The organism is Acinetobacter sp. ABJ_C5_2 (assembly GCF_044538485.1).
Lineage (GTDB): Bacteria > Pseudomonadota > Gammaproteobacteria > Pseudomonadales > Moraxellaceae > Acinetobacter > Acinetobacter nosocomialis_A.
Map to the genome: position 1 here is coordinate 37,741 of NZ_JBIUCS010000008.1, position 19,380 is coordinate 57,120.

The window sequence follows — 19,380 nt, forward strand, 5'->3', positions numbered from 1 at the left end:
CTACTTATTATTTTTATTTATTGTTAAGGCAGCATTCGGGATAAATCCAGTTTATTCCTAACAGCTTTATGTGTCTTTTTATAAATTGAATGATACGGTGGTAAACAAAATAATATGCAAATAAAAGCAATTAACCAGATAGGACGGTTAAATATAAACAGAGATAGAGAGTACTTTGCATAATAAGACTATTTGTCGCTTGAGTTAAAGGCGAGCAAGTTCTATAAACGAGTTCGAAACCGGCGAGAAGTTGGTTATGTGTGCTTATAGTCATGTAGATGATTAAAGCAAGGTATATGTTCTCAATGTGCGTATGAGTTTCATATAGTCACCTTGAGAAGCTTCAGAAATGACGGTTTCTACTTCAGCTTCGCTCCAACCTTGTTTCAAAGCGGAATCGCTAAAATTAGATAAAATCACTAATGGATTTTCACCAAAATGTATCGAGTGATTCATTAATCTCTTTTCAGGCTTAAATAGTTCCATAAATTCACCATACTTTAAATTTAATTATTGTGATGCAATTAGTGTTTTTTTAGATTTTAGTGCTTTGTTTTTAGATTATGCAAGTCATAATTTAATTAAATATACAAATCTGTCTACTTTCCCAAAATTTAGGGACCTGAAAATAAAAAACCGAGCGGAAATGCTCGGTTTTTTAATGAAGCTGGCGAATTAGATGTCAGATAAATCTACACCTAAACGAGAAGCAACTTCTTCATAAGCTTCAACAACACCGCCTAAACCTTGACGGAAACGGTCTTTGTCGAGTTTCTTCTTAGTGTCTTTATCCCATAAACGGCAACCGTCTGGAGAGAATTCATCACCAAGTACGATACGGTCATGGAAAACACCAAATTCAAGTTTGAAGTCCACCAAGATCATGTTGCCTTCAGCAAATAATGCTTTCAATACATCATTTACTTTATAAGTTAACACTTTCATTTGTTCTAACTGTTCAGCAGTCGCCCAACCTAAAGCAATCGCTTGAGATTCGTTAACCATTGGATCGCCTAGGCCATCATCTTTGTAGAACAATTCAAATGTAGGAGGAGTAAGTTCTTTACCTTCTTCAACACCTAAACGACGGCATAAAGAACCCGCTGCGTAGTTACGAATTACGCATTCAACAGGAATCATTTGAAGTTTCTTAACAAGAACTTCAGTTGGAGAAAGCAATTTTTCAAAATGCGTTTCGATACCTGCTTCAGCAAGTTTTTCCATGATGAAGGCGTTAAAACGGTTGTTCACCTTGCCTTTACGATCTAGTTGTTCGATTTTTTCGCCATTGAACGCAGAGGCATCATCACGAAAGACTAAAATCAGATGGTCGGCATTGTCTGTTTCATATACAGATTTTGCTTTACCAGTATAGAGCAAGGTTTGTTTTAACATGAGGGAACCTTTTAAAAAAAAATGCCTAGTAAACGACTAGGCTGGCCAATTTTGGTAAATCTGGTTTAACACTTCCGCAGCAACATCAGGGCTTGCAAAAGTGTTGTCTGGATTAAAGAGAGCAAGGCTATGACTAGAGCCAACACCAGTCAGTTTAAGCACATAAGTTTTGTCATTTACTTTAATCGTCGCTTGATTACTGCCTTGAGCGATGATGTTGTAATTTAACGTGCTTAGGGTTGCTTTGGTGTATTGCCAAATTTCAGCAGTACTTCCATCAATTTTTAATAGTGGGTTTTTATTACCATCTGTCACAAGTTGAGGGCGACTAAGCGCGCTACCTGATTGAGCAGATGTATCTGCTGAATCATCTTTCGTTTGTTCAGGGCGTGGCAATGCAAAACGGTTGCCACGCTTGTTTTCAAACTTCGGTGCGTGATCGATAGCGAGCTGGTCTACTGTTGGTGCAGGATACAAAGGCGTCGCTGGTCGTACAGTTGCATCGGCAGGATACTCAAGCGGGGCGAGTTGCTTTGCTTTTTTATAATCTAAAGAGTGATTATTGAGTGCGAAGCGACCACAGCCAGCTAAACTTAAGGCTGAAACTGCAAGGACTAAACCAAGACGTAATTGCATCATAAATTGCTCTTATTAAATAATTCCCGCATCTTTTAGGGCATTGCGGAGAGGTTCGCGATATTGCTCAGCGAGAGGAGTGAGTGGTAAACGAATACCAGTATCAATCAGTCCCATCTCATGTAGTGCCCATTTCACAGGAATTGGGTTAGATTCGCAAAATAGAATATTGTGTAAATTTGCAATCTTATTGTTAAGCGTCTTCGCTTGTGGCTCATCTTTAGCAATTGCAACCGCACATACTTCGCTCATTGCCTTAGGTGCAATGTTTGCAGTAACCGAGATATTACCGTCTGCGCCAAGAAGCATAAGTTCCCATGCAGTTTCATCGTCACCCGAGTAAACAGCCATCTTGCCGTTTAAAGCATCGATTAAAGCTTTACCACGAGGTACATCACCTGTTGCGTCTTTAATACCGACAATATTAGGAATTTCTGCTAAACGTACCGCTGTATCGTTTGACAAATCTACGCCAGTACGACCTGGTACGTTATAAAGAATAAGAGGTAATTCAACAGCTTCAGCAACCGCTTTATAGTGCTGGTAAAGGCCTTCTTGGGTTGGTTTGTTATAGTATGGTGTTACAAGTAAAGCTGCATCAGCACCGAGGTCTTTAGCTGCTTTAGTTAATTCGATTGCTTCACGGGTTGAGTTTGCACCAGTACCGGCAATAATTGGAATACGTTTATTGGCTACACGAATAATTTCTTTAATAACCTGTGTGTGCTCTTCCATGCTCAATGTTGAGGCTTCGCCGGTTGTACCGACGGCTACAATACTGTTTGTACCTTGTTCTATGTGCCACTCAACCAGCTTCTCAAGACTCTTCCAATCTACACCGCCATCTTTCAACATGGGAGTGACAATTGCGACGATTGAGCCTTGAATGGTCTGTGCTTGCTGAGTCATTTTAAAAAATATCCTATTTATCCATCCGAATCTGAGGTAAGAAAAACAAAATGTGGGATGGTTGCAGTATTTTGATTGTCCAGTTCTAACAATAACAGATTGTTGAATGACAATTATGCAAATTATGACTGATCAGACGCATAAGAACAATATGCTTAACTGATAAACCCTATGTAAACTTGAGCAAAACATAGAATGCCAATTTGATCATTTCAAGTAAAAGACAGTAAATATGACAATATGGTGCAATTCTGCGAATCCCTACTTGATACAGTCTTTTTTATGGCAAGATAAAATGCATATTTTTCCCGAATGGGACTTAAGATGGCATGAAAATGAAGAAACAACCACAAAATTCGGCTTTAGTCGTAGTTGATGTACAAAATGGTTTTACGCCGGGCGGAAACCTGGCAGTTGTCGACGCCGATACAATTATTCCAACCATTAATCAATTGGCAGGTTGTTTTGAAAATGTCGTTCTGACGCAAGATTGGCATCCGGATAATCATATTTCTTTTGCAGTCAACCATGCGGGGAAGCAGCCATTTGAAACCATTGAACTCGACTATGGACCGCAAGTGCTTTGGCCTAAGCATTGTGTACAAGGCACCCAAGATGCCGAATTTCATCCAGATTTAAATATTCCGACAGCTCAGCTGATTATCCGAAAAGGCTTTCATGCTCATATTGATAGCTACTCGGCTTTTATGGAAGCAGACCACGCCACAATGACGGGCTTAACGGGTTACTTAAAAGAACGCGGTATTGATACGGTCTATGTGGTCGGTATAGCTACCGACTTTTGTGTTGCATGGACTGCTTTAGATGCCATTCAACTCGGCTTTAAAACTCTAGTGATTGAAGATGCCTGTAAGGGTATTAATCTCAACGGCTCTTTAGAGCAGGCATGGCAAACCATGCAGCAACAAGGGGTTGTCCGTATGCAATCGACTGATTTGTTAAATGAATGCTAGATATAGTGCCCATGATGTTTGGGCTTTAATTGCGATTTGGTATGGATGAACAGCATGTCTGCATTATTACGTTTTACTCAATTTGTTCAGAAAACGTTTGCTTTATGGGTCATCGTTTTTGCGGCATTGGCACTCTGGCAACCTGAATTTTTTGTCTGGCTTAAAGCTTATATTCCATGGATCTTGGGTATTATTATGCTCGGTATGGGAATGACCATGACCGTAGACGACTTTAAAGGGGTATTACAAAGCCCTAAAGCGGTGTTGATCGGGGTGGTAGCACAGTTTGTGGTGATGCCGGGTTTGGCATTTGTTCTGTGTAAATTATTTAATTTACCGCCGGAAATCGCTGTTGGGGTTATTTTGGTGGGGTGTTGCCCCGGTGGAACTGCTTCAAACGTGATTACCTATATGGCCAAAGGTAATGTGGCCTTATCGGTCGCTTGTACATCGGTATCAACACTTTTAGCACCTGTGTTAACGCCTACTATTTTTTATCTGCTTGCTAGCCAATGGTTAAAGATAGATGCAGCTTCGATGTTTATTTCGATTTTGCAGGTTGTACTACTGCCTATAGTGGTTGGTCTGATTTTAAGAACATGGCTTAAACGTCAAGTCGAATCCTATATTCAAGTCATGCCGTTAGTTTCGGTCATTGCGATTGTCGCGATTGTGGCAGCCATTATTGGTGGAAGCAAAGCGGCTATTTTACAGTCAGGTTTGCTTATTTTGGCGGTAGTGATATTGCATAATGGATTTGGATATTTATTAGGTTTTGCAGCAGCTCGGTTCTTTAAACTACCGTATGCGGACAGTAAAGCAATTGCTGTAGAAGTCGGTATGCAAAATTCAGGTTTAGGCGTGGCGCTTGCAGCAGTGCATTTTGCGGCTTCCCCGATTACTGCCGTACCAAGCGCAATTTTCAGCCTTTGGCATAATATTTCTGGTCCTGCGCTTGCGACTTATTGGGCACGGCGTACAGGTGAAGATAAATCTACTCAAGTAAAAGCAGAGTAATGTACTAAAGAGGATGTGCTGCTAACCAATCTTCAATTTCGTTTTCAGAAATGACATTAAAACCATGGCGCTGTAATAGTGCTGTGGTAATCCCAACACCCGTAATCTTCTCGCCTTGAAAAGTACCGTTATAAATTTTTTGACTGCCGCAAGATGGGCTATTTTCTTTTAAAACCACACAACTTGCTTTTATTTGCTGTGCAATTTCCAAAGTGCGGTGAGCACCTTTTAAATAGAGCGCTGTCACATCTAAACCAGATGAATCAGTAATTTTTGCCTTCCCATCAAGCACATCTTGACCTGTTCCTCCCACAATTTCTGCGGGTAAACGAGGCGTGCTAAAACCGCCTAATAACTCTGGGCAAAGTGCATGGGCTTTTTTATTTAAAAATAACTGCTGAAGCGTAGTGTGCAAGCATGATCGGCCGTCATAACGTACAGGTTCACCAATTAAACAAGCACTGATTAAAAGCATGAGTTTTCCGCCGTTAGAACTTTAAAAGCCATGTGAGTGTACCCAATGATTTATAAAATATGAAATCTAAAACAGGCACAAACAAACGGTGTAATTTGATTAATAAATTACACAATTCATAATTAAATTATGTATTGCATAATTTAATTGTTTTTAGTAGCATCTGTTTTAAGGTAAATGGCCATTGGAGGTCCAACAAGGATGTTGGCCTCCATAAATCTAGGAATGACTTTAGGAAAAGGCGATTTTTAAAGGTTTATTGAAAAATCTCAATCGTACTTTTAGATAAGAAAGGACTGTGTGTATGGAAAATAAACACCATATAGAAGGGAAATTAATCATCGGCTTTGTGCTCACTCAATCTTCGTTTTAGTTATTGGTTTTTTTCTCATAGGATGCGTTGGGCTAAGGCATTTTGACGGTTCAAACACTCTCCCAGCAAATGCGTATTCTATAGAGAAAGGAGCTGACCAGATCAGCATGAGAAATAAACGGATCAGGTAATCACCAGAGGGAAACTAGATGGATATTTTAGAGAACCCATTAGAACTATGCGGTTTTGCATTTATTGAGTTTGTTTCAAAAGAAAATGAATTAGATACAATTTTTGAAACAATCGGCTTTTCAAAAGTAGCCAAGCATAAATCGAAAAAAGTGTACTTATGGCGTCAAGGAAATATCAATATTATCCTGAATTATCAGCCAGAATCTTATGCTTCATTCTTTTTCAATGAGCATGGTCCATCTGCTTGCGCGATGGGATTCAAAACACGCGATGCGGCAAAAGCTTATAAACGGGCTGTTGAGCTTGGTGCAGAACCAATGCAATCTAATGTTGGGCCAATGGAGCTTAACATTCCGGCAATTAAAGGTATTGGTGGCATGCCAATCTTCTTGGTTGACCGTGACATTTATGAAAATGACTTTATTTTCTTTGACGATGCGCAGCGTAACCCTGAAGGCGCTGGTTTAAAAGAAATTGACCACTTAACTCACAACGTCTACAAAGGCCGTATGGAGTACTGGGCAAACTTCTACGAGAAGATTTTTAACTTCCAAGAAATTCGTTACTTTGACATTAAAGGCGAATATACAGGTTTAACATCTAAAGCGTTAACTGCTCCAGATGGCATGATCCGTATTCCTTTAAATGAAGACTCAGACAAGGGTAACGGTCAAATTGCAGAATTCTTAGCTGATTTTAATGGCGAAGGTATTCAACATATTGCGTTTATTTGTGATGACTTAATTTCGACTTGGGATAAGTTAAAAGGCTTGGGTCTACAATTTATGACTCCACCGCCAAACACTTATTATGAAATGTTGGAAGACCGTTTACCTGAGCATGGTGAACCGACTGATGAACTACAGCAGCGCGGTATTTTGCTTGACGGTAATACGAAAGATGGTCAGAAGAAGCTTTTATTGCAAATCTTCTCTCAAAATATGATTGGGCCAGTTTTCTTCGAATTCATTCAACGTAAAGATGACGACGGTTTTGGTGAGGGTAACTTCAAGGCACTGTTTGAATCGATTGAACGTGACCAAATTCGCCGTGGCGTTCTCGAAGCAAAATAAGTTTTGCTTTGTCTCTAATCTAAAAAAACCAAGAGCAGTGCTCTTGGTTTTTTTATGGCTATTGATTAGCGGCTTTTAATATATTGATTAATTAAATTAATCTCATTTTTAAGCGTTTCGATAATTTTACTTTGTGGGTCGACGGGTAAAAACATTTCGCTATCAAGCGCCACAATACAAAACTCAATCCCTTGATTTGAGTTAAATACTGGTAGACCGACTGCGTTAATCCCCGTAAGTAAGTCACCTTTAGCTGCCGACATTTGTTGCTGGCGGATCGTATCTTTAAGTTCTAAAAATTCTTGCCAGTTGTGTGGTGCAATGTTTAGACCAAGCTCTTGATGTTTTTGCCATTCAGCTTCTAATAAAGGACGAATAAAATGCTCAGGAAGGTAAGAGGCAAATAAACGTCCCGCAGCAGAATTGACTAAAGGCATAATTGAGCCAACTTTTGTCACAATCGAAATAGGGTGGTTAGATTCAATAGACTGAACTACAACAGGGCCTTTCGGTGACCACTTACTAATTTGAATACCACAGCCAATTTTGCTGTGTAGGTCATAAATTAGATGCTGTACCAGCTGTAAAGTGTCACTGTGCTGAATGCAGTTTAAGCCTAAACGCCATGCCTGATCGCCTAGGGCATATTGCCCATCTTCAAGTTGTTTGGCGTAATCCATACGAATTAAGCTCACCAAATAACGGTGTACTTTGGCAGGATGCATCTCGAGCTTACTCGATAAGTCTTTGAGAATAATCGGTTGATTGTGCTCTAACAGGGCATTTAGTACGGATAAACCAACTTCAAGTGATTGAACCCCCCCAGATACTTTTTCTTCAATCATTTAAATACCCTTAATCGATTTACTTCAGCAGTTAAACAGTTATGTATAAACATAAATTGGAATTGATGCGTTTTACATCATGCCTGAGCCTATAGAAAAATAGAAATCACCTTTTTCTATTAGCAAAATTCACATGTTTAATAATCAACAATTCTTACAATGACCTTCATCTTTTATTTATAGCGTAAATTGAGAGAAGTTTAGTAGATTTAAACAATATAAATCGGCATTGATATAGAACAGTTCATTCAAACTATTCCCACCAATGCCGACTTTTGAAACGATTGCTTTGAAAGAATTATGCGCCTAATTCTTCTTCATGCAAGAAATGAGTATGGTGTGGAGCACGTTTAGTTTTGCTCCATTCATCTAACATTTCAGTTTTCATTTCTTCAGTAATTTTTGCAATTTTTTCTTCTGCATGGATATCGTTATAAGTCAGTTCTAAACGGTGTCCATTTGGATCAAAGAAATAAATTGAGTGGAAGATACCGTGGTTAGTAATACCTAACACTTTAACGCCGTTTTCTTCCAAATGTTTTTTGGCAGCTAACAGGGCATTTAAATCTTCGACTTCAAAGGCAATATGTTGTACCCATTGAGGCGTGTTTTCATCTCGGCCCATTTCTGGTTGGGTTGGCAATTCAAAAAATGCCAAAACGTTGCCTTGACCAGCATCTAGGAATAAATGCATATAAGGGTCAAAGGCTTTGGTTGAAGGCACATGGTCTTCAGCAAAAGCTAAGATAAAGTCCATGTTGAGCATTTTTTTATACCACTCAACAGTCTCTTTCGCATCCTTACAGCGATATGCAACGTGATGTATTTTTTTAATGGCAAATGTCATGTTGAAACTCCTTTTACTATTCCCAATCTGGTTGTTGTTCTGGCGCCGCGTTATAGAAGGCTGGGATAGACAAACAATGTTGATAAATTGATTCAATTTTTGGAAACGCAGATAAATCTATCTTGAAGCGTTTCGCGTTGTAGACCTGTGGAATTAGGCAGCAATCGGCAATCGTTGCTTGTTGTCCAAAGCAAAATTGCCCATTTGAATCTTGAAGTTGCTGTTCAAGACTTTGAAAGCCTTCAATAATCCAGTGCTGATACCAATAATTTTTTTGTTCGTCTGAAACGTTTAAGTCATTTTTTAAATATTTCAGAACGCGTAAGTTGTTTAACGGGTGAATATCACAGGCAATCGCCTGTGCAAAAGCACGGATTTTGGCTCTCTCTTTCACATCATTTGGAAGTAATTTGGTTTCTGAATATTGTTCATCTAGATATTCCAAAATACTTAAGGACTGTGACAAGGTTAAATCGCCGTCCACTAAAGTTGGCACTAGGGCACTGCGATTTAACTTTAAATAGTCTTCACTTTGCTGCTCATTTTTAACTAAATGAACTGGTGCAGTTTCATAAGCGAGACTTTTTAGGTTGAGGCCAATCCGTACTCTGTAAGCTGCAGAGCTACGAAAGTAACTATACAGCTTCATAGTCAGGCTCCGAAGTCTCTGCAAAGTCAAAAGCTAATGCAGGAAGTACAGTATTTCGAACTTCACCAAAACCAATGCGGATACCATTTTTCTCACAGTGACCTTTCATAATGAGCGTATCGCCGTCTTGTAAGAAACCACGAGTTTCGCCGTTAGCAAGGGTCAAAGGTTTAGTGGTGTTCCAAGTCAGTTCAAGCAAGCTGCCATAAGAGTCCGGTGTAGAACCTGAAATAGTACCTGAACCCATTAAGTCACCGACCTGAACGTTACAGCCTCCAATGGTATGGTGAGTCAGCTGCTGAGCCATAGACCAGTACATATATTTGAAGTTGGTTTTACAGATGACATCAGTTTGTGCTGATTTTGGTGTTTGAATTTCAACACTCAAATTAATGTCGTAACTGTTGGCGATATTTTCTTGTAAATAAGCCAGTGGTTTCGGTTCTTGTTTCGGGCCTTCAACTTTAAATGGTTCAAGTGCTTCAAGCGTTACCACCCAAGGTGAAATAGCGCTAGCAAACGATTTTGAGTTGAATGGGCCTAGAGGAACGTATTCCCATTGCTGGATATCACGTGCTGACCAGTCGTTTAGCAGAACCATTCCAAAAATATGGTCCCAAGCATTTTCAATCGAGATCGGCTGCCCCAATTGAGTTGGTTTACCTACAATAAATGCTGTTTCAAGTTCGAAATCGAGTTTACGCGTTGCTGAGAAAACTGGACGTTCTTCATTTGGAAGTTTGATTTGACCTGATGGGCGTACCACTTGAGTTCCGCTGACTACAACAGAGCTAGCACGACCGTTATAACCTACAGGTAATTCGGTCCAGTTTGGCAGCAAGGCATTTTTAGGGTCGCGGAACATACAGCCGACATTGGTCGCGTGTTCTTTAGAAGAATAGAAATCGGTATAGCCAGGTACGCGAACAGGTAAATGTAAAGTTACGCTGTCTTGCTTAACTAGAACTTCCTGACGTAATGCTTCGTTTTCTTGAAGCGTTAAATTTTCAACTGAAAGAAGAGACTGTAATGTTTTACGAACTTTAGACCAGTTGGCTTTGCCTGATTCAATAAATTTATTCAGTGTAGGCTGGTTAAAGTAAGTGTCTTGATCTGAAAGTTTTAAAAGACCATGCTTTTCAAGAGCAGCGAGATCAATGACCCAATCACCGATAGCTACACCGACCTGACGCTCGCCTTCGGCTGTTCTACTAAAAATACCATAAGGCAAATTATGAATAGTGAAATCAGATTGAGGTGAAACTTCAATAAAAGAGTTTAGTTTTTGTTCCATTTTCGCTTCCTTGTCTTCATCTCGCGTCTTATACAAATAAAAGTTCGGTCTAGGGACTGAGCTACTCAATAAGTTTTAACCTTTAGTGAGATCATCTTTTTACTTATGAGTTTGATATAGACCGAGAACAACCAATTGCTTCATGGTTCTTATAATACTGAATTCATCAAATTACGCAATACATAATTTAATTACACATTGCATAATAATTGTTATTTCTTGCATTTTCTGCTTACATGCGCGGTTGTGAGAAAAGTAACGCAATTATTTTTTCACCAATCTCTATGAAAATCTGATCAATTTATGATATACGTAATTTATTGGAAAAAAATTACGTGACAAGGATGAGAATAATCATATGTCAACACAAGAGCAAGGAAACCTGAAACACGGTTTGAGTAATCGTCACATCCAGCTGATTGCATTGGGTGGAGCGATTGGTACAGGGCTGTTTCTTGGTATATCACAATCGATTAAATTGGCAGGTCCATCGGTAATCTTGGGTTATGCGATTGCAGGATTTATTGCTTTTTTAATGATGCGCCAGCTCGGTGAAATGGTGGTAGAAGAACCAGTAAGTGGTTCTTTTAGTCATTTTGCTTACAAATATTGGGGACCTTTTGCAGGCTTCATGTCAGGATGGAACTACTGGGTACTCAACGTACTGGTATGTATGGCGGAGTTAAGTGCAATTGGTCTGTATATTCAATATTGGTGGCCGCAAATCCCAACGTGGGCATCCGCTCTAACGTTCTTTATTCTCATTAATGGTATTAATTTATTGCATGTTAAGTTTTTTGGCGAAATGGAATTTTGGTTTTCCATTGTCAAAATCTTAGCCATTTTAGCCATGATCGGTTTTGGGTCGTATTTACTTGCAACCGGTACGGCAGGGCCACAAGCCAGCATTTCTAACCTTTGGGCATTAGGTGGTTTCTTCCCATATGGTATTAAAGGTTTAGTGATGGCTATGGCAGTCATTATTTTTGCTTTTGGTGGTATTGAGCTTTTCGGTATTACTGCGGCTGAAGCACGTGACCCAGACAAAACCTTACCTAAAGCGGTAAACCAGATTATCTATCGTATTTTGATTTTCTATATTGCGACGCTTCTTGTTTTATTCTCATTATTTCCTTGGAATCAAATGGCACAAGGCGGTAGCCCTTTTGTAATGGTGTTTGCTTCTTTAGACAGCCAAGGTGTTGCGACTTTACTTAACTTCGTTATTTTGACCGCTGCGGTTTCAGTTTATAACGGTACAAGCTATTGCAGTAGCCGTATGTTGCTAGGCCTTGCTCAGCAAGGAAATGCACCAAAATTATTTGCACGTATTAATAAGCGCGGTATCCCAACGAATGCAGTGATTCTTTCTGCGGCAGTCACTATTTTATGTGTGTTGTTAAATTACATTTTCCCTGAAAAAGCATTTGGTTTACTCATGATGCTTGTGGTTGCAGCGATCGTGATTAACTGGGTAGTCATTTCATGGACACATTTAAAATTCCGTAAATTCATGATCCGCCAAGGTCAAACCACTAAATTCCCAAGCTTTATGTATCCATTTAGCAACTATCTTTGCATGGTGTTCATGCTTGGAATTTTAGTTGTCATGTCTTTAACGCCAGATATGCGTGTGGCGGTGATGATGATTCCGGGTTGGATTTTGTGCTTGATGGTGGCTTATCAATTTAAACGCCGTAAATTAAAAGCTGAGCAGCCTGTACATGCTTTAGAAGCAGATATGTAATCAGGTCTGAGTTAGAAACTAAAAGGACGTATTGATACGTCCTTTTTTATTTTTAAAATTTACAACAGAAATTAAAGGACTTTATAATTGTTATATTATAACATCTCTTGCATGAATAACTAAGGCTTCCCGATGTTTAGGGAGGAACAACATATTTATGAAATATTCCTATTTAGGTTTAATCTTACTTTCTCTTGCCGCGTGTACGACTCAAACACCTAAGCCAACGGTTTCTAAGCATCCACACTCTTTGCCTCAGCCATCTAAAACAGTGGTAAGAATAAAACAACAACCCGAAGATTATACTGCTTGGATCGCAACCGCAGATCACGCGCAGTCTGTACAAGCTTATAAGCAATTTCTTAAGCAGAAAGGACTTGCCAATGTAGTGCCAGATTATGAGTTATTACGTTCAGCTCGAGATTGGCAAAAATGTGGAGTGGAGCCTTATGCGGTGCCGCCGAGAGAGATTTGGTCCAACATCGTTCCGACGCTTAGCATTTTAAAAGCATTAGTTGACGATGGTGTGATTAACGATTTTGAAGTGACATCGGCTTATCGAGCTTTATCTTTAAACCGCTGTGCAGGTGGGGCTGATGCTTCCCGACATGTCTTTAATGCAGCGCTTGATTTTCGAATTGGGCCAGAACAGCCTACCGATTTAGACCAGTTTAATATTCAACAAACCAAGTCTAAACTTTGTCAGTTCTGGGAAACCAAAGGCCAAGCTCTTAATATGGGTCTTGGTGTGTATGCTTCGGGACAAATTCATATTGATAGCCAAGGGTTCCGTTCATGGGGACCTGACCATCACTATAGAACCTCGATTTGTCAGTAACTATAAAAGCAATTTTTTCAAAGACTAAATAAATTGGCTTGAATAAAACTAGAATAAAAACTTGATCAATGGTTATGTTATAACGTAACATAACATTATTATGGTTTAGAAATAGATTACGCCTGTGATCTGGCCATATTTAAATGGCCAGCCATGATCAGTTTAAATATTATTCAAAGAGATCAAGCCATGCGCACTGCAATCGCCAACTCATTTGCCAAGCTTCCCGTCACTGTTTTATCGGGCTTTTTGGGTGCAGGAAAGACCACATTACTCAACCATATTTTAAATAATCGTGAAGGTCGCCGTATTGCCGTGATTGTTAATGATATGTCTGAGGTGAATATTGACGCGGCATTAGTACGCGAAGGTGGGGCGGAGCTTTCAAGAACAGATGAAAAACTGGTTGAAATGAGCAATGGCTGTATCTGTTGCACGCTACGAGAAGATTTACTGGTTGAGGTGAGACGCTTAGCCGATGAAGGGCGCTTTGACCAATTGGTGATTGAGTCAACAGGCATTTCAGAACCGCTGCCTGTTGCAGAAACTTTTACCTTTGAAGATGAAGATGGAAACTCTCTCAATGAGTTTGCTCGACTCGATACTATGGTCACGGTAGTAGATGCTTTTAACTTTCTTAAAGATTACAGTTCAGTCGACTCACTGCAACAACGTGGTGAGTCCTTGGGTGAACAAGATGAGAGAACCGTAGTCGACTTACTTATTGATCAGATTGAGTTTTGTGATGTGATGGTGCTGAATAAAATTGATTTGATTGACCAAGCCCAGCAAGACCAGCTCATCGCGATTTTAAAAACGCTAAACCCGCGTGCTCGAATTGAAATTGCTCAATTTGGAAAGATCACTTTAGATAAAATTTTAAATACACAGCTATTTGACTTTGATGAAGCTGCGCAAGCACCGGGTTGGTTAAAAGAGTTACGCGGCGAACATACGCCAGAGACTGAAGAGTATGGAATCAGTAGCTTTGTTTACCGTGCCCGCCGACCTTTCCATCCAGAACGTTTTTATGATTTGGTTCAGGCTGAATGGCCGGGAGTCGTGCGTTCCAAAGGCTTTTTCTGGTTGGCTGCCGAACCGACATTGGCTTATTCATGGTCACAAGCGGGTGCAATGGCTCGACATGGCCTAGCAGGTTATTGGTGGGCGGCTGTTGCAGAAGAAGACTGGCCGAGTGACTTGGACAGCATCGAACAAATTAAGAAAAACTGGGATGCCCGCACAGGTGATGCGCGTCAGGAGCTGGTGTTAATTGGTATGCAAATGGATGAGCAAGCCTTAATACAACGCTTAGACCGTTGTTTATTAAGTGATGAAGAAATGGCTTTAGGACCACAAGTTTGGCAGAACTGGTCGAACCCTTTTAAGCAAGATGATGAAACCATGTTGATCGCTTAATTAAAAAAGCCCCTATTTTAAAGGGGCTTATTTTTATGACTTGTCTTTAATAAAAATCCTTCGAATATAGCTGTTAAGCGGTGTCGAATAATATTTTTCAATAGCAGCGCTAATGATGAAAGTCAGAACCAAATAGCCAATTAAAAGCATAATTTTGATGCTAGCGTCGGTTTGAGCTGGAATAAACGCAACCTTTATAAGGCCTAGTACTACCAGATGGAACAGATAAGTCTCATAACTTCGTTGCCCCAACCAGACCATCACTTTGGTAAATACATTATGCGCCTGTGTTTCGGAAGGATGCTGAAAACACAAAATCAGTAAGCCTGTGGCAAGAGCAAATAAGCTAATACTCCATGTGCTGACTTCTTTTATTGGCGCATATAAATATAGAGCGGTCATGCTCAAAATAAGCAACCACGAAAGAGGTTTTTTATAGGCCCAATTTGGCTGGTATTTATGAGAAAAGATAGCTGTTAAACAGCCGATAGCTATACCATCAAAACTTGAAAAATAATGATATAAATAGGCGCCGCTTTCTTCTCCAAAATGGAGAGACCTAAAATAAGGCCCGTATAAAATGACTCCAACAAGTACAGCAATAAAGAACTTATTACTACGCGTGAACAGGCACAATAATGGAAAAACAAAGTAAAAAACTTCTTCTACAGAGAGCGACCACAATACGCCCAAAGCATAGTTTACCCAACCAAATTTAATAATCAGGATGTTCATCCAGAAGGTTAAAGCTGCAAATATGGTTAAAGGATAAGAGACCTCAATGCCATTGGGTGCTTGGTTCATAAAGGGTTTTAAGTCAAATGAACCAAGTATGCTTACACCTAAAATGAGTAATATCAGACACGGCAAAATACGCGCTGCCCGTCGGATATAAAAATGCTTGAGGTTAATTGCGGAAAATTGTTTGTCTCGTTTTAAAGTGTGATGGGTAATTAAAAAACCCGAAATCACAAAAAACATGGTGACGCCATAATTTCCGTTTCTTGCGATGACTGTGCTAAATGCTTCACCTAAAAAATCAAAACCTAACCATGTATCTTTAAGTTTATAAGGAATATTAAAATGATGTAAAAGAACCAATAGGATAGACATTCCTCGAAGAATATCTATTTTATAATTACGCATTCGATGTGCTTCCAGTTTTATTAATATACTGTGTGGCAGAAGAATACTATCGATCAGTTATTTTAAATAAAAATTTTAAGCAGCATTTCGTAAACCCAAAAAGACTACTTTTTTGCTTCTTTGAATTGAGCTAAGGCATAGCAGAAATAATTATTAAATAAATATTTATAAAGCATTTATATATTTGAATTTTTCTACATAAAACTTTAAATTAGCTCTTATTGAGCGATGTTTGTTTTTTAAACTTTTTAAAATCTATTTAATTCATAAATTAACATGTTGTATGTGGTTGTATATACATAGCATGTCAACTAAAATACTGTTTTGCCTGCTGCCTTTTTTGAGTAATTAGTTATGCCCAGAACATCAAAACAAGAACATACTGAGCTTTCGATTGAAGCTGATAGTCCAGTTCCTTTATATCAACGCGTAAAACAGCTGATTTCACAAAAAATTTATGAAGGTACTTGGGCTGTAAATAAAAAAATTCCTTCTGAAAGTGAACTGGTTAATCAACTCGGCTGTAGCCGTATGACGGTAAACCGTGCGCTACGTGAATTAACAACTGAAGGTTTATTGGTACGTATTCAAGGTGTTGGTTCTTTCGTTGCCGAAGGGCAAGGCCGAACTGCACTTTTTCAAATTAATAATATCGCTGATGAGATTATTGCACGAAACCATAAGCACCACGCTGAAGTTTTAGTCTTAGAACAAATTTATGCAAATGCAGAGCAAAGCGTGTTAATGCAGACTCGTGAAGGGCAAAGATTATTTCACTCGATTATTGTGCATTATGAAAATGATGTGCCTGTTCAGGTCGAAGATCGTTTGGTTGATGCAGCGCTTATTCCAGATTATCTACAACAAGATTTTAAAACCATTACCCCAAATGCTTACCTCATGGCGAAAGCACCTGTGTCAGAGGGTGAACATATTGTTGAGGCAGTTTTAGCATCACCGCAAGAGTGTAAATGGTTGAAGATTACCAAAGCTGAACCATGCTTACTGATCCGTCGCCGTACATGGTCAAACAAACAACTCATTTCAAGTGCGCGTCTGATTTATCCGGGTAGCCGCTACTATCTCGAAGGGAAATTTAACCCATGATTGAATTGATCAGGGCCGATCAATATACAAAAATGCTTTGGAAAAATGGTGCAGGCTTTACTTTAGAAATTGCTAGAAGCCAAGGTGAAGGCGACTTTGACTGGCGCATTTCGATGGCAGACGTGACCACTTCTGGGCCATTTTCGTTATTTCCCAATAAGCAGCGTATTATTAGCGTACTTGATGGACAGGGCATGGTGTTGCATGTCGATGATCTTCCTGCCAAAACGCTGAACCAAGGCGATATTTTTGCTTTTCATGGTGAGAGTCAGGTTCAAAGTCAACTGGTGAATGGGGCAATTCGAGATTTAAATTTAATTTATGATTCTGCAAAGTTTCATGCCCGTTTTCAGTGGTTGAATGATGCAGCGGAGCAGGCATTTATCAGCTCGGCAGACCTGATTTTCATTTTTAATCAGGGTAGTGAAACACAAGTAAACGTTGAGGGTGATCTCTTTCAGCTTGCTGCTCAAGAGACGCTAAAAATTGAGAAAAAATGTGGTATCACATCAATCAATTTTCCCAAAAAACAACTCAAAAGCTGCTATGTCATTGAGTTAATTCAACGATAAAAAGACATCATTTACGTCTTAAAAAGTACATGTCTTCTTAGAAGATATGTGCTTTTTTTTATGCTAAATATAAAAATAAATTAATTTAATTCATATGCTTATTCAATTTTTTTAAAAAAATATGAGTCACCCTCTTCACGCCGGAAAATATTTGTGTAGTATATAGATGTATATACAAGTTAATACATTACTATACAAATGCAGAAACAAGTGATGTTCTGCTGATGTAAGCTCAAAGGAAGGAGTCCGACTGTGACAACAACGACAACAAAATTTCGTGATGTAGAAATTCGTGCACCACGCGGCACTGAATTAACGGCTAAGAGTTGGTTAACTGAAGCCCCATTACGTATGTTGATGAATAACCTTGATCCGGACGTTGCAGAAAACCCGAAAGAGTTAGTTGTATACGGCGGTATTGGTCGTGCAGCACGAAACTGGGAATGTTTCGACAAAATTGTAGATACGTTAAAAAATCTTGAAACTGACGAAACTTTATTGGTTCAATCAGGCAAACCAGTTGGTGTGTTTAAAACTCATAAAGATGCACCACGCGTTTTAATTGCAAACTCAAACCTTGTACCACACTGGGCAAACTGGGAACACTTCAACGAGTTAGACGCAAAAGCTCTTGCAATGTACGGTCAAATGACAGCAGGTTCATGGATCTACATTGGTAGCCAAGGCATTGTACAAGGTACTTATGAAACTTTCGTTGAAGCAGGCCGCCAACACTACAACGGTGACTTAAAAGGTCGTTGGGTGCTGACTGCTGGTTTAGGTGGTATGGGTGGTGCTCAACCTCTAGCTGCAACACTTGCAGGTGCGTGTTCTTTAAACATTGAATGCCAACAAGCAAGTATCGATTTCCGTTTACGTACCCGTTATGTAGACGAACAAGCAACTGATTTAGACGACGCTTTAGCGCGTATTGACCGCTATACAAAAGAAGGTAAAGCAATTTCAATTGCGCTTCATGGTAACGCTGCTGAAATTTTACCTGAGCTTGTTCGCCGTGGTGTACGTCCAGACATGGTGACTGACCAAACAAGTGCACACGATCCACTTAACGGTTACTTACCAGTAGGCTGGACTTGGGACGAATACCGTGAACGTGCGAAAACTGAACCGGAAGCTGTTGTAAAAGCTGCAAAACAGTCAATGGCGAAGCACGTACAAGCAATGCTTGATTTCCAAAAAATGGGTGTTCCAACATTTGACTATGGCAACAACATTCGTCAAATGGCGAAAGATGAAGGCGTAGCAAATGCTTTTGATTTCCCAGGCTTCGTACCTGCTTATATCCGTCCATTGTTCTGTCGTGGTATTGGTCCATTCCGTTGGGCAGCGCTTTCTGGTGACCCAGAAGACATTTATAAAACAGATGCCAAAGTTAAAGAATTAATTCCTGATGATGAACATTTACATCACTGGTTAGACATGGCGCGTGAACGCATTAGCTTCCAAGGTTTACCAGCGCGTATTTGCTGGGTAGGTTTAGGTTTACGTGCAAAACTTGGTTTGGCATTTAACGAAATGGTTCGTAGCGGTGAATTGTCTGCACCAGTTGTGATTGGTCGTGACCATTTAGACTCAGGTTCGGTTGCAAGTCCAAACCGTGAAACTGAAGCAATGCAAGACGGCTCAGACGCAGTATCAGACTGGCCTTTATTAAACGCGTTGTTAAATACAGCAGGCGGCGCAACTTGGGTGTCTTTACATCACGGTGGTGGTGTAGGTATGGGCTTCTCTCAACACTCAGGCGTTGTAATTGTGTGTGATGGTACAGATGAAGCTGCTGCACGTATTGCTCGCGTACTGACCAATGACCCTGCAACAGGTGTTATGCGTCACGCCGATGCCGGTTATGAAATTGCGATTAACTGTGCCAAAGAGCAAGGCTTACACTTGCCAATGATCACGCAATAAAAA

General features: G+C 39.7%; 19 protein-coding genes. 9 read left to right on the forward strand and 10 right to left on the reverse strand.

Going from position 1 to position 19,380, the window contains the following annotated elements; genetic code table 11:
• Window positions 1-282: 282 nt before the first annotated feature.
• From ACH8JV_RS10260 to dapA, 4 genes are all read right to left on the reverse strand, one after another.
• The gene (locus tag ACH8JV_RS10260; RefSeq protein WP_263614885.1) at window positions 283-486 is read right to left on the reverse strand and encodes a hypothetical protein; all 204 of its coding nucleotides are present in this window, start codon (window positions 484-486) and stop codon (window positions 283-285) included.
• 189 nt (window positions 487-675) lie between these two features.
• The gene (gene purC, locus ACH8JV_RS10265; protein WP_108679651.1) at window positions 676-1,395 is read right to left on the reverse strand and encodes a phosphoribosylaminoimidazolesuccinocarboxamide synthase; all 720 of its coding nucleotides are present in this window, start codon (window positions 1,393-1,395) and stop codon (window positions 676-678) included.
• A 36-nt stretch (window positions 1,396-1,431) separates the two neighbouring features.
• Window positions 1,432-2,031: a lipoprotein-34 precursor (NlpB) gene (locus ACH8JV_RS10270; protein ID WP_209045401.1), complete on the reverse strand. Its 600-nt coding sequence runs from the start codon at window positions 2,029-2,031 to the stop codon at window positions 1,432-1,434.
• Between the two features lie 15 nt (window positions 2,032-2,046).
• Window positions 2,047-2,940 carry a 4-hydroxy-tetrahydrodipicolinate synthase gene (gene dapA / locus ACH8JV_RS10275; RefSeq protein ID WP_006581543.1) on the reverse strand — a complete coding sequence of 298 codons (894 nt, stop codon included), beginning with the start codon at window positions 2,938-2,940 and terminating at the stop codon, window positions 2,047-2,049.
• A gap of 329 nt (window positions 2,941-3,269) precedes the next feature.
• Here dapA and pncA point away from each other — a divergent pair, with 329 nt between their 5' ends.
• Window positions 3,270-3,914, forward strand: coding sequence for a bifunctional nicotinamidase/pyrazinamidase (gene pncA, locus ACH8JV_RS10280; protein WP_396521093.1), 645 nt, complete (start codon window positions 3,270-3,272; stop codon window positions 3,912-3,914).
• Between the two features lie 54 nt (window positions 3,915-3,968).
• Window positions 3,969-4,931, forward strand: coding sequence for a bile acid:sodium symporter family protein (locus tag ACH8JV_RS10285; protein WP_396521095.1), 963 nt, complete (start codon window positions 3,969-3,971; stop codon window positions 4,929-4,931).
• 4 nt (window positions 4,932-4,935) lie between these two features.
• On the opposite strand, the gene ACH8JV_RS10290 is transcribed toward ACH8JV_RS10285, so the two are convergent.
• The gene (locus ACH8JV_RS10290) at window positions 4,936-5,406 is read right to left on the reverse strand and encodes a DUF523 domain-containing protein (protein WP_343570375.1); all 471 of its coding nucleotides are present in this window, start codon (window positions 5,404-5,406) and stop codon (window positions 4,936-4,938) included.
• 522 nt (window positions 5,407-5,928) lie between these two features.
• On the opposite strand from ACH8JV_RS10290, the gene hppD reads away from it, so the two are divergent.
• Complete coding sequence (gene hppD, locus ACH8JV_RS10295; protein WP_396521097.1) at window positions 5,929-6,984, forward strand: 4-hydroxyphenylpyruvate dioxygenase; 1,056 nt, start codon at window positions 5,929-5,931, stop codon at window positions 6,982-6,984.
• A 65-nt stretch (window positions 6,985-7,049) separates the two neighbouring features.
• Here the strand turns inward: hppD and ACH8JV_RS10300 are convergent, their stop codons facing one another.
• From ACH8JV_RS10300 to fahA, 4 genes are all read right to left on the reverse strand, one after another.
• Window positions 7,050-7,829 (reverse strand): IclR family transcriptional regulator, encoded by a 780-nt coding sequence (locus tag ACH8JV_RS10300; RefSeq protein ID WP_396521099.1) that lies wholly within the window; start codon window positions 7,827-7,829, stop codon window positions 7,050-7,052.
• Window positions 7,830-8,127: 298 nt separating this feature from the next.
• Window positions 8,128-8,676, reverse strand: coding sequence for a VOC family protein (locus tag ACH8JV_RS10305; protein WP_209045337.1), 549 nt, complete (start codon window positions 8,674-8,676; stop codon window positions 8,128-8,130).
• Window positions 8,677-8,692: 16 nt separating this feature from the next.
• On the reverse strand, window positions 8,693-9,325 hold the full coding sequence (gene maiA / locus ACH8JV_RS10310) for a maleylacetoacetate isomerase (RefSeq protein WP_396521101.1): 633 nt from the start codon (window positions 9,323-9,325) through the stop codon (window positions 8,693-8,695).
• Window positions 9,312-10,619 (reverse strand): fumarylacetoacetase, encoded by a 1,308-nt coding sequence (gene fahA / locus ACH8JV_RS10315; RefSeq protein WP_396481551.1) that lies wholly within the window; start codon window positions 10,617-10,619, stop codon window positions 9,312-9,314. Before fahA ends, maiA begins: the two co-directional genes overlap by 14 nt.
• A gap of 358 nt (window positions 10,620-10,977) precedes the next feature.
• On the opposite strand from fahA, the gene ACH8JV_RS10320 reads away from it, so the two are divergent.
• From ACH8JV_RS10320 to zigA, 3 genes are all read left to right on the forward strand, one after another.
• Complete coding sequence (locus ACH8JV_RS10320; protein WP_396521103.1) at window positions 10,978-12,366, forward strand: amino acid permease; 1,389 nt, start codon at window positions 10,978-10,980, stop codon at window positions 12,364-12,366.
• A gap of 157 nt (window positions 12,367-12,523) precedes the next feature.
• Window positions 12,524-13,204, forward strand: a complete 681-nt coding sequence (locus tag ACH8JV_RS10325; protein ID WP_396521105.1) for a YcbK family protein — start codon at window positions 12,524-12,526, stop codon at window positions 13,202-13,204.
• Window positions 13,205-13,357: 153 nt separating this feature from the next.
• Window positions 13,358-14,623, forward strand: a complete 1,266-nt coding sequence (gene zigA / locus ACH8JV_RS10330) for a zinc metallochaperone GTPase ZigA (protein WP_396521107.1) — start codon at window positions 13,358-13,360, stop codon at window positions 14,621-14,623.
• Between the two features lie 33 nt (window positions 14,624-14,656).
• Here zigA and ACH8JV_RS10335 read toward each other — a convergent pair whose 3' ends face one another.
• Window positions 14,657-15,769: an acyltransferase family protein gene (locus ACH8JV_RS10335; protein WP_396521109.1), complete on the reverse strand. Its 1,113-nt coding sequence runs from the start codon at window positions 15,767-15,769 to the stop codon at window positions 14,657-14,659.
• Window positions 15,770-16,123: 354 nt separating this feature from the next.
• Here ACH8JV_RS10335 and hutC point away from each other — a divergent pair, with 354 nt between their 5' ends.
• The 3 genes from hutC to hutU all read left to right on the forward strand — a co-directional run bounded on the left by hutC (window position 16,124) and on the right by hutU (window position 19,377).
• Window positions 16,124-16,876: a histidine utilization repressor gene (gene hutC, locus ACH8JV_RS10340; protein ID WP_005300446.1), complete on the forward strand. Its 753-nt coding sequence runs from the start codon at window positions 16,124-16,126 to the stop codon at window positions 16,874-16,876.
• The gene (locus ACH8JV_RS10345; RefSeq protein ID WP_396521111.1) at window positions 16,873-17,448 is read left to right on the forward strand and encodes a HutD family protein; all 576 of its coding nucleotides are present in this window, start codon (window positions 16,873-16,875) and stop codon (window positions 17,446-17,448) included. Before hutC ends, ACH8JV_RS10345 begins: the two co-directional genes overlap by 4 nt.
• 252 nt (window positions 17,449-17,700) lie before the next feature.
• Window positions 17,701-19,377, forward strand: coding sequence for a urocanate hydratase (gene hutU, locus ACH8JV_RS10350; protein ID WP_002054061.1), 1,677 nt, complete (start codon window positions 17,701-17,703; stop codon window positions 19,375-19,377).
• The last annotated feature ends 3 nt before the right edge of the window (window positions 19,378-19,380 follow it).